This window comes from Microcoleus sp. Z1_B2, from assembly GCF_036700325.1.
Classification (GTDB): Bacteria; Cyanobacteriota; Cyanobacteriia; order Cyanobacteriales; family Microcoleaceae; genus Microcoleus.
Genome location: NZ_JAUBOQ010000001.1, coordinates 100,312 through 111,181 on the forward strand (window position 1 = coordinate 100,312; position 10,870 = coordinate 111,181).

Genomic DNA, 10,870 nt, shown 5'->3' on the forward strand with positions numbered 1-10,870 from the left:
AAGAGGGTAAACTTGAAAGATGTAAAAAAAGCAAATTATTTAGAGATAGCTGCATATTCTATTGACTTACTACAGAAGATACTAAGTGCGTGGCCAAACAAAGAAGGCACACAAAGAGACTTAGCAAAACGATTTAAAGTCAGTCGATCGCTCATAGGTGACTTTTTGCCTCGGTATTGAGAGACGGCCCAGATAGCTGCCATGACTCTCTTGAGGGGAGCGGCGCTCGAAGCTTAAAAGTAAATACGAAGAATTGTTAAAGATAATAGTGACAGAACACGGGTGATATATATGCGAGAAATTCACTCTTGAAATCAAAGAGCGCCAAGGCATAGAGGTAACGAATGAGAATTAAATAACTTCCACTCTTGAAAGTGGGATGGGCCTAAGAGCCAGTCCAAAAAGGACGGGCTCTTAGGCCCATCCCACAATAACAATTAAAATTGTAAGTTATTTAATTCGCGATCTTAAGTATACAGCACTTTCCAGGTAAGTGAAGTACAGAGAAACCGGGTTTCTTGAATAAAACCGGTTTCTGGCGAGAAATCCAGAAGAAACCCGGTTTCTGGGGTGTACTTTATAAACCTGGAATCCGCTGTATCAAGTTTGTCCCGCACTTTTAACCTCTTAAAATTAAGGCGTAAAAAAAACTTTAGTAGCGACTCAGCCTCGCTAGAGAACTTGTACAAAAATTGCGCTATGAATGAAAGCGTTGGCTAGATACTATACACATCAAAAACCACGTATTTATTGATGAAACAGTGGCAGCGATCGCACAACCGAGCTATTATACTGTGGCGGTGCAAAATGTCATCGCCTCGCTTCCGAACATTGACAAAGAGTTAGCGGCTTCGGATCGCACATTCCGATCGCGCGATCGAACTGCATCATTTTTAACAGCGCCGCCCAAGCTTCCGCAGTTTGACTCTGCCGCAATCCCATCGCCACGATCGATCGCAGCATAAACTCCCCATCCTTCACTTTTCTCAGCAACATCCGTAGCGCCACCGCAGAATCGCCCTTTCTCACAAGCCCTTACCCGCCCGCAGCCTGTCTTGAGAATCCCAATTTTGCAGCGCTGCTGGGATTTCCCTAATTTCCCTCAGCCAATTCCCATATATTTTTGTTACTTTTATTTAAGATTTTAGCAAAAAGTGCCGGATTTTGGGAAAATTAAAAAAATTAAGTTATTAGAGTGTGTCTGCAAATTAACAGCCTCCAACTTCAACACCAGAAGAAAACACCAGAAGAAGTTCAGAAATTAATTGCTGAATTTGATTAATATTGGCAAGCGCTAATCGACTATAATCTGGAAATTACTCACAAGCTAAAAATGCCCCAGCAAGAAGTGAGGAAGTAGTGACAAAAATAATCCAGAGATAGTATCGACGGGGCGCTAGCGAATTTGCGTGAAGCGAAGCTATCCCGCTATTAATTGCCACAGCCTGCCTAATACCAATTATCCAAAATCTTGCAACAGTTATGAGTTTTTGGTTTGTTTCCTGAAACACTGTATGCACCGATGCGGATCTGTGAGATAGTCGCTTTTTTTGATAACTTTTCTAGGGCGATGCGCCCGGAGCGCTACTGTTGCATGATTTTTGAGAATTAGTTAGTATAAAAACGAGATTAATTTGGACTTTGTAGGAGATTTTTTTATACTTAATTGTACTATTTCATTTCCCCGAAGATTCTCCCTAGCCCCACTGCTTCATCAAGGTGGACAAGATTCTGCTTTAAAATTGATTGATGAGTTGGCGGATTTAGGGGAAATAAACTCTCTGGCAAACATTCAGAGAATTGCTACGATCGCAGAATGTGGTAAATTTACTCCCGCTCAACTTTCAAGAGTACAATTAATACAATCTCTGAGGGATTTCAACCCTCACGATTGTCCCCATTGATGGAGATATTATGGCTCTAAATAATAATAATAATAATAATTTGAAAATCGCTCGATCGCACACGCCGAGTGCGCTTTAATATATCCGCAGGTAGATAGCTAATTCTTACTTTTATGATTTCTTATAATATATAATAAAAATAAAAATCTACCATAATACTTACTTAAAAAAGCATAAATTGGGTATAAAAAATGACTGAAAAAAAGAATTCCAAGAAATCTCCACCTAAAGCTGGTATTAAAGCTCGCAAGCAGCAAAACAATCAAAACGACTTATTTCCTGTAGTCGCAATAGGAGCCTCTGCAGGTGGATTGGAAGCCTTTATGGAATTACTGAGCCATTTGCCGATCGATACCGGCATGGCGTTTGTAATAATTCAGCATATGTTGCCGAGTCAGGAAAGTGTGTTGAGTGTGATTCTGGCTCGATCGACCCTGATGCCTGTGCATGAGGTGACAGATGGGATGCTCATAGCACCGAATCAGGTCTACGTTATCCCCCCGAATTTCAGCATGACCATCGAGCGATCAGTGCTGAAGCTAACGCCTCGCGGCAGACGAAAGGGGGTATTTATGTCCGTCGATATTTTTATGTTTTCCCTCGCCGAAGAACGGGGGAACAAATCCATCGGCGTCATTTTGTCCGGGGGCGACAGCGATGGTGCCCAAGGGTTAAAAGCGATTAAGGCCGCCGGCGGTATTACTTTTGCCCAATGTGAAGAATCGGCACAAGTCAGCAGTATGCCGAATACTGCGGTGGCTACGGGTCAGGTAGACTTTATCTTGACACCGGAAAAAATTGCCCAGAAAATATCAGAGATCGGCCGTCATCCCTACATTGCAGAGTGGCCTGCGACAGAATCGACTATCAGCGAAGATGCGATCGCAAATAAAGATGCGATCGCCACGATCTACAGTTTGCTGCGGGCGGCTACAGGAGTTGACTTTACTAACTACAAGCAAACCACCTTGAAGCGGCGGATACATCGGCGGATGTTACTCTACAAGCTCGAACGCATTGAAAATTATGCCGAATATCTCCAAAACACCCCAACAGAAGTAACCGCGCTGTATCACGATGTCTTAATTCATGTCACCAGCTTTTTCCGCGATCCCGAAACCTTTGATGCCTTAAGCAGCAATGTTTTTCCCGCAATTGTCCAAGATAAATCGCCGAAAACACCGATCCGAATTTGGATTGCCGGCTGTTCCACGGGTGAAGAAGCTTACTCGATCGCCATTTGCTTGCTAGAGTTTTTAGCAGCTCGCTCTACTAACCTGCCGATTCAGATTTATGCCACAGACATCAGCGAAAGTGCGATCGCGATCGCCCGCAGTGGCTTTTATACCCAGGCCCAAGTCGCGGATATTTCACCTGAACGCCTAAATCGCTTCTTTGTCCAAGTCGAGGGCGGATACCAAATCGCTAAGCCCGTGCGGGAAATCTGCGTCTTTGCTAGACAAAACCTGATCGCCGATCCGCCCTTTTCCCGGATGGATTTGATTACCTGTCGGAACGTGCTGATCTATCTGGGACCCCCGTTGCAGAAAAAACTGCTGCCAATGTTCCACTATGGGCTTCGGCCCGCAGGCTTTTTGCTGTTAGGCACTTCGGAAACGGTGGGAGACTTTTCAGAATTCTTTGCGCTATTCGACAAAAAGAACAAAATTTATACTAAAAAACAGTTGTCGCATTGGCTCAGCATGGATTTAAATGCTAACAACTATCCTCTGACACCCCTCAACCCTCCACCGCTGCAGACAGAAAAGCTGGACGAAATCGAAATGGAGAAACAGGCCGATCGCATTGTTTTGAATCACTATGCCCCTGTCGGGGTCGTGATTAACACAGCCAGCGAGATTGTGCAATTTCGAGGACAGACGAATGCCTACCTAGAACCGGCCCCCGGTAGGGCGAGCTTTAGCCTGCTGAGAATGGCAAAAGAAGGATTGCGTGTGGAACTGCGAACTGCAATTCAACAAGCCTCACAGCAGAAGCAGCCGATCGCACGGGCAGGCTTGCAAGTTAAAGAGGGCCAGATCATTCGGCAGATCAGAATTAATGTGATTCCATTCCAAGCCGGCGCTGTGGTAAAAGACTATTTTTTAGTGTTATTTCAAGAGGAGTCCCCGATATCTGTAATGCCTGCTGCTGATACTGACGATAGTAGAGTCAACTCCGATCCTTCACCCTGTGAAAGTCAGGAGATTGCAAGGCTGCTACAGGAACTGAAAACCACAAAAGAACATCTTGGAGCGATCGTCCAAGAACATCAAGCAGCTAATCAAGATTTGAGAGCCGCCAACGAAGAGATTTTGTCAAGCAACGAAGAGTTGCAAAGCATGAATGAGGAACTCGAAACGGCGAAAGAAGAAATTCAGGCAACCAATGAAGAACTCAACACAATTAATGACGAATTGCAGCGGCGCAATGTTGAATCAACTCAGGTAAGCAACGATTTAGAAAATCTCTTGACCAGCATCAATATTCCGATCCTGATGCTGGGAGGCGACCTGCGAATCCGCCGGTTTACTCCCGCAATCGAACGCATCTTCAACTTGATTTCTACCGATGTTGGGAGGTCTTTGAGCGACATCACTCACAAGTTGATAGTACCGGACTTAGAGCAATGGATTTTAGACGTGATCCGCACGCTGAATTTGAAAGTTCAGGAGGTTCAAGATCGAGACGGTCGTTGGTACGATCTGCATATTCGACCTTATCGGACGATCGACCACAAGATTGATGGGGCTGTGCTGATGTTGGTGGATATCAACGAGCTAAAAGTGAGCGCCCAGCATTTGATGGAAGCGAAAAATTACGCCGAAACGATCGTGGAAACCGTGCGGGAACCGTTGCTAGTGCTAGATCTCGACCTGCGGGCAATAACTGCCAATCGTTCTTTCTACGAGACGTTTCAAGTGATGCCGAGCCAAACTGAGCATCGCTCATTGTTCGATCTGGGTAATGGACAGTGGAATATTCCCAAGTTGCGATCGCTCCTCAAAGAAATTCTGGCAGGTAATCCCCAGTTTAAAGATTTTGAAGTCGAGCAAGACTTTGAACACATCGGGCATAAAATAATGCAGCTCAATGCCCGCAAAATGCCTCCGCTTGGCGATACACAGATGATCCTGTTGGCGATCGAGGATATCACGCAGCAAAAACAGTTAGAGACTGAACGCAGCCTTCGGATACAAGAACAATCGGCTCGTGCGGCGGCTGAGGAGGCCAACCGCGTCAAAGATGAGTTTTTGTCCGTCCTCTCTCACGAACTGCGGACACCGCTCAATGCGATGATTGGCTGGGCACAATTGCTGCGCGTGAAAAAATTTGACGAGGCTAAAACCCAGGAGGCGCTAAAAACGATCGAGCGCGCCGCCAAAGCACAAAACCAACTCATCGATGACATCTTAGACGTTTCCCGGATTACCACCGGCCAATTTCGGCTTAATGCTTCTGAAATTGAGCTCAATCCACTGGTTGAAAATGCGATCGCGGTAATTCGTTTCGCAGCAGAAGCCAAAAATATTCAACTTGAATCCAGGCTAAGTCCTTTACAACCAAAGATTTTGGGCGATCCAACTCGCTTACAACAAGTGGTGTGGAATCTACTTTCAAACGCGATTAAATTCACCCCAGCCGAAGGCAGAATTGACATCGCATTAGACTACATTGATGGCATGGCTCAAATCCAAGTTACCGATACTGGTAAAGGCATTGACCCTGATTTTCTCCCCTATGTGTTCGATCGCTTCCGTCAGGCGGATAGTAGTTTCTCTCGCAGAGACTCAGGATTAGGGCTAGGATTGTCGATCGTCCGTCATTTAGTAGAACTCCACGGCGGTACTGTTACCGCCACAAGTCCGGGTGAGGGACAAGGGGCAACGTTTACCGTGAGGTTGCCGCTACGAGCAGATATGCCCTGACAGTTAGACGCTAATATTTACCAAAGACATAATTGATATGAATTCCGGTTACACCGTCCGTGATTGTTGACTGTTGACTGTGCTTTATATTATGCAATCCCCGTAGACGTGCGTAATCGAAATATTGGCAGTGGTTATCGGGGTTCATCAGCGTTTATCTGCCTTCATCTGCGGTCAAAAAAGGCAATAATCTCTAAATAACCCTAACTCTAAATAACCCTAACCCATAACTATTTACCAACCTTAACCTCAGCGCCATCCTTCAGAAAACCAGTCCCAGTAACAACCACCCGATCGCCCGCCTTCAAACCTTTTTTAACCACCACCTTAGCAGCAGTCAAATCGCCCACCGCACCCCCGGAAATTTCCCCAACTTCCACCTTTTGAGCCTGCACCTTGTCCTGCCCGACAAGTTTATAAACCATAGAACTGCCGTCAGGTTGCGGCAAAATAGCTTTAGCAGGCACTTTCAAACCTTGAGCCGTTGTCGTCGAAATGGATGCGCGCAAAAACATTCCCGATCGCAAAAACTCGCTTGTCGGCAAATCAATCTTCACCGTAGCTTGCCGATTTTGCGGGTCAACTACCGGCGAAATTTCTCGCACAGTTCCTGACAACTTAATCCGCTTGTCAGAATCCGAAGTAATTTGCACTGCTGTTCCCGGCCGCACTTGCGAAACCTGACTTTCCGGTACTTTCAATTGTAGTTCCAGCTTGTTGTCGCGAATAATCGAAAATAGTTTTTGACTTCCCGAAGAAACATCGCCAACTCGACCAATTCTTTCAGCCACAGTGCCACTATCCGGCGCTCGAACAATTGTTTGTTCTAGTTGAGTTTGTAACTGTTTGACTTGGGCATCATTGCTGCGGACAGTTGCTGCGTTATTTCCGACATTTGCTCTGGCACTGCTGACACTCGCTCCGGCCGTATTCACTTTAGCACGAGCGCTGGCGAGGGCCGCTCTAGCCGTACTGATATTAGCTTCCGCAGTAGCTACTCTAGCAATAGAAGATTGCACTTCTTCCGCTGCTTTATTCTGTTCTTGCAAAGCTGTATTCAAGTCAGCTTTAGCTTTGTTCAAATCTTGAACAGCAGTCTGTCGCTCTGTCTTGCGTCTTTCCAAATCTTGCCGACTAATTACTCCCTGAGCCGCCAAATCTTGGGTGCGATTTACTTCTCTTTGAGCTTGATCTAATTTAGCCTGAGCGGAGGCAATGCCAGCTTTAGCTTGAGTGACACCGGCTTTAGCTTGTTCCACACCAGCCCTTGCCTGCCCCACGCCTGTTTTGGCTTGCGCTGCGTCAGCGATGGCTTTTTCAACGCCTGCTTGGGCTTGAGCCACGCCTGCTTGGGCTTCTTGTTGGGCTGACTCGGCTTGCTGTACCTGAGCTTGGGCTTGTTCTACCGTAGAATTGGCCGATTGTACTCCCGCCAGCGCTTCGGCAATTTGCGATCGTAGCACCGAATCGTCCAAAACCGCCATCGTCTGACCTTTTTCTACCACATCCCCTTCATTCACCAACACCTGTTTAATTTGCAAACCGTTGGCTTGTGGTAGCACCGGTAGCAAGTCATAGGCTGCCACGGTGCCCGTCGCTTGCAGAGTTTCACCCACCTGGGCAGATTCCACAGGCGCGACTGTCACCGTCGGAGCAATCGCCTGCTGAGTTGCCGAGGGAATTGGAGCTGCAGGCGGCGAACTCTGATTGCCCCCAGTCAATTTTACTGCTAGCAACGTTGCAGCCACGCCAATCCCTGCGCCCGCCAACAAGGCAGGCCACCTGATTTCTTTGCTGGGCCCAAATTCAGTTACTTCTGGTTCCCAAACTTGTTCCGCCTCAATTTCTGGAACTTCCAGCGCCACTTCTCGTTCATCATCCTCACCGGAGAATTGCCAGGGAGATTTGTCTGAGACTTCACTTTCAGCTACATCCACTGCTGAGTTCCTTTCGCGCCCGCTCTCCACGGGGGAAAGGGGTTGCTTTTCTTCGGCTTCTGAAAAAACTTGATTAGTCACGGTAGTTCCTCTCGCCAGTATGAGCCTGTGCTTTTGATATTGTAAAGAAAGATTACGATAATATTTACTTTATTTTAGCGGAGGGCCTCTGGATTAACGCTTCCTCCTTTTGGGTGAGTCTGGCGCACTTTCACCCTACAATGGCGATTTTAATTAAATTTGCTCAAAGTTTGTGCGATCGACATTTAATTTGATCGGTCTCTGGGGCATACTGAATATTAGCGTGATTGCCGATCGTGGGGTCGATCGGGCTGGCATTGTCTGTCCCGAAGCGGTTTTGCCGTCACCAGCTTATCAATACTGAGAGCATTTAGTCTAATCTTGAACTGATTATTGCTAATCTATACTCTAATGTGTTTCTCGTAGAACCCGACAAATCGGGTCAGGAAATTGTACCAGTTTAATTGACAAAAATCACAATGAATAGCGTCTTTTCTCCCGTCCAACAGTTTCTAATTACTTGGCTACTAATGCTAGTGACGGGATGGTTTACCCTGACTGCTGTCAGTTATGTTGGGGAACTGGTCAGCATTTTAGTAACAGCGGGACTCATTGCATTTTTATTAAATTATGCAGTAAAAAGACTGCAAGTATTTTTGCCTCGGGGAGTAGCGGCGGGGCTGGTTTATTTAACAGCAGGTGTGGTAGTAATAGTAATCGGTTTAACTATTGTGCCGCCCGTGTTCAGCCAAGCGAGACAGTTGGGGGTGAGGTTCCCGGATTTGCTGGAGTCGGGGCGACTGCAGCTAGCTGAATTTCAAGCCTGGAGTGCCGAGCGCAATTTGCCGTTTAACGTGCAAATATTGGAGCAGCAGTTATCAGCGAAAGTGCAGGAACAAGTGCAGGCGCTCGCAGGTACGAGTTTAGGCTTAGTTGTCGGTACTGTTAACTGGTTTTTGGACTTGATTTTTATTGTGGTGATTTCCTTTTATATGCTCCTAGACGGGCAAAGAGTTTGGCAGGGTTTGACCAGTATTTTTTCCCCAGACATTCGCTATGTTTTAACAGAGACTTTGCAGCGAAACCTCCAGCGATTTGTATCGGGACAGTTATTGCTGGGACTATTGATGGCCATCTCGTTGACTCTGGCTTTTTGGTGGCTGCAAGTTCCGTTTTTTCTGTTGTTTGCCGTGTTTATAGGATTGACGGAAATAATTCCGTTTATTGGAGCAACTTTGGGAATTGGCACTGTTAGTATAATTGTAGCCTTTATTGATTGGTGGCTGGCGCTGCAAGTGTTGGTAGTCGCGATCGGTCTCCAGCAAATCAAGGATAATTTAGTAGCTCCCCGAATCATGGGCAATCTCACCGGATTGAGCCCGGTAATTATTTTCACAGCTTTGCTGTTAGGAGGTAGAGTGGGAGGATTGTTGGGAGTTATCCTGGCAATTCCGCTCACTGGGGTTGTAAAAAGTATAGTAGAAATTGTACTCAATCCCAAATTGCCACCCCAAACAGGCTCGTTTTTCTACAATCCTTTTAGCGGCGAGGAATTGGGGAAAATACCCGAAGATGAAACTAGAATAATCTTGGTCGCAGATGAACAAAAGTAGTCTAATTGTTGTAGTAAGTAATTCAGTTATGAATTTTTTTATTATTCAGTAATTAATTTTTGGCTGCTGAGTTCATCAATAAAAAACTAAAGTCTCTACAAATAACTTTAAGCACTTTAGTCTTGATTACTAACCAACTTAAAATCTCAAACCTAAAAACTTATGAACTGGTGGCAAAATCTTAGAAAAAATCCTCTAGCTCGGTTAGGAGCCGTGCTACTGTTAATTTTTTACACAGTCGCACTTTTTGCCGAATTTGTGGCACCTTACGACCCCTACGACTCTCAATTAGACGGTTCATTATTGCCGCCGACTCAGATTTATTTAACCACCCAAGACGGGCGATTTATCGGGCCCCACGTTTATCCGACAACTCAGGGCCCAGTGGATGCGAATACCGGCGCTCGCGAGGTAATTGTAGACTGGCAAAAACCATCGGCTGTCGGTTTGTTTGTCAAAGGTTCTCCCTATAATTTTTTAGGAGTTTTGCCATTAGATAGGCATCTTTTTGGCACTACAGGAGAAGGTCAAATTAACATTTTAGGCACGGATGAACAAGCGCGCGATCAATTCAGCCGCTTAGTACACGGCAGCAGAATTAGCCTCAGCATCGGTTTAGTTGGCATAGCAATTTCTTTTCCATTGGGATTGTTAATCGGAGGAATATCGGGTTATTTCGGCAGTTGGATTGACAGTATCTTAATGCGCTTTGCCGAAGTATTAATGACTATTCCTGGTCTTTATTTATTAGTAGCGCTAGCAGCAGTGTTGCCGCCGGGATTGACAAGTGCTCAGCGATTTATATTGATTGTGCTGATTACTTCATTTATCAATTGGGCGGGTTTGGCGCGGGTAATTCGCGGTCAGGTACTGTCAATTAAACAACGAGAATTTGTGCAAGCGGCGCGGGCAATGGGCGCCAATCCAATTTATATTATTGTTCGCCACGTGTTGCCACAAACTGCTACTTATGTAATTATTTCTGCTACTTTGGCGGTTCCGGGTTTTATTGTGGCGGAGTCGGTTTTGAGTTTAATTGGCTTGGGAATTCAACAGCCAGATCCTTCTTGGGGAAATTTACTATCCCTCTCTACTAATGCTTCAATTTTAGTATTGCAGCCTTGGTTGGTTTGGCCTCCGGCGATACTGATTATTTTGACTGTTTTGGCGTTTAATTTATTGGGGGATGGGTTGCGGGATGCTCTCGATCCGAGAAGCATTCAAAGGTAATGGGGACTAGGTAATTGGTAATTGGAAATTCAAAGATTTGTCGGAGCGGTTCACCCAAATTTATATCATCAATTGCCAGAACTAAAAAACCCGCCTTCACCCATCGCAGATACTCAAAAAATTGTTCCGCAATCAGGGTTAATTGGTTTGGTGGGGGCGGGTTCACCCAAATTTATATCATCAATTGCCAGAACTAAAAAACCCGCCTTCACCCATCGCAGATACTCAAAAAATTG

Annotated in this window: 7 protein-coding genes; 4 read left to right on the forward strand and 3 right to left on the reverse strand. The window is 45.7% G+C overall.

The genetic code is table 11. From position 1 onward, the window contains the following. Positions 1-35: 35 nt before the first annotated feature. Together QT984_RS00390 and QT984_RS00395 are read right to left on the reverse strand one after the other, a co-directional pair. Entirely contained in the window at positions 36-203 is a 168-nt protein-coding gene (locus tag QT984_RS00390; protein WP_333312923.1) for a hypothetical protein, read from the reverse strand. Positions 204-810: 607 nt separating this feature from the next. After that, on the reverse strand, positions 811-1,029 hold the full coding sequence (locus tag QT984_RS00395) for a hypothetical protein (protein ID WP_333231637.1): 219 nt from the start codon (positions 1,027-1,029) through the stop codon (positions 811-813). 1,066 nt (positions 1,030-2,095) lie between these two features. Between QT984_RS00395 and QT984_RS00400 the strand changes: the two genes are divergently transcribed. After that, positions 2,096-5,833 (forward strand): chemotaxis protein CheB, encoded by a 3,738-nt coding sequence (locus tag QT984_RS00400; protein WP_333372728.1) that lies wholly within the window; start codon positions 2,096-2,098, stop codon positions 5,831-5,833. A 230-nt stretch (positions 5,834-6,063) separates the two neighbouring features. Here QT984_RS00400 and QT984_RS00405 read toward each other — a convergent pair whose 3' ends face one another. Then, positions 6,064-7,851, reverse strand: coding sequence for an efflux RND transporter periplasmic adaptor subunit (locus QT984_RS00405; protein WP_333372732.1), 1,788 nt, complete (start codon positions 7,849-7,851; stop codon positions 6,064-6,066). 172 nt (positions 7,852-8,023) lie between these two features. Between QT984_RS00405 and QT984_RS00410 the strand changes: the two genes are divergently transcribed. The 3 genes from QT984_RS00410 (at position 8,024) to QT984_RS00420 (ending at position 10,634) form a co-directional block, all read left to right on the forward strand. Then, positions 8,024-8,155, forward strand: a complete 132-nt coding sequence (locus QT984_RS00410) for a hypothetical protein (RefSeq protein WP_333055657.1) — start codon at positions 8,024-8,026, stop codon at positions 8,153-8,155. A gap of 115 nt (positions 8,156-8,270) precedes the next feature. After that, positions 8,271-9,404 carry an AI-2E family transporter gene (locus QT984_RS00415; protein ID WP_333055658.1) on the forward strand — a complete coding sequence of 378 codons (1,134 nt, stop codon included), beginning with the start codon at positions 8,271-8,273 and terminating at the stop codon, positions 9,402-9,404. A 162-nt stretch (positions 9,405-9,566) separates the two neighbouring features. Continuing rightward, positions 9,567-10,634 (forward strand): ABC transporter permease, encoded by a 1,068-nt coding sequence (locus tag QT984_RS00420; protein ID WP_333055659.1) that lies wholly within the window; start codon positions 9,567-9,569, stop codon positions 10,632-10,634. Positions 10,635-10,870 lie beyond the last annotated feature (236 nt).

What these genes read in the sequence shown, in the direction of transcription:
- QT984_RS00420 (WP_333055659.1), top strand. Translation starts at nt 9,567, where the DNA reads ATGAACTGGTGGCAAAATCTTAGAAAAAATCCTCTAGCTCGGTTAGGA.
- QT984_RS00400 (WP_333372728.1), top strand. Translation starts at nt 2,096, where the DNA reads ATGACTGAAAAAAAGAATTCCAAGAAATCTCCACCTAAAGCTGGTATT.
- QT984_RS00390 (WP_333312923.1), bottom strand. Translation starts at nt 203, where the DNA reads ATGGCAGCTATCTGGGCCGTCTCTCAATACCGAGGCAAAAAGTCACCT.
- QT984_RS00415 (WP_333055658.1), top strand. Translation starts at nt 8,271, where the DNA reads ATGAATAGCGTCTTTTCTCCCGTCCAACAGTTTCTAATTACTTGGCTA.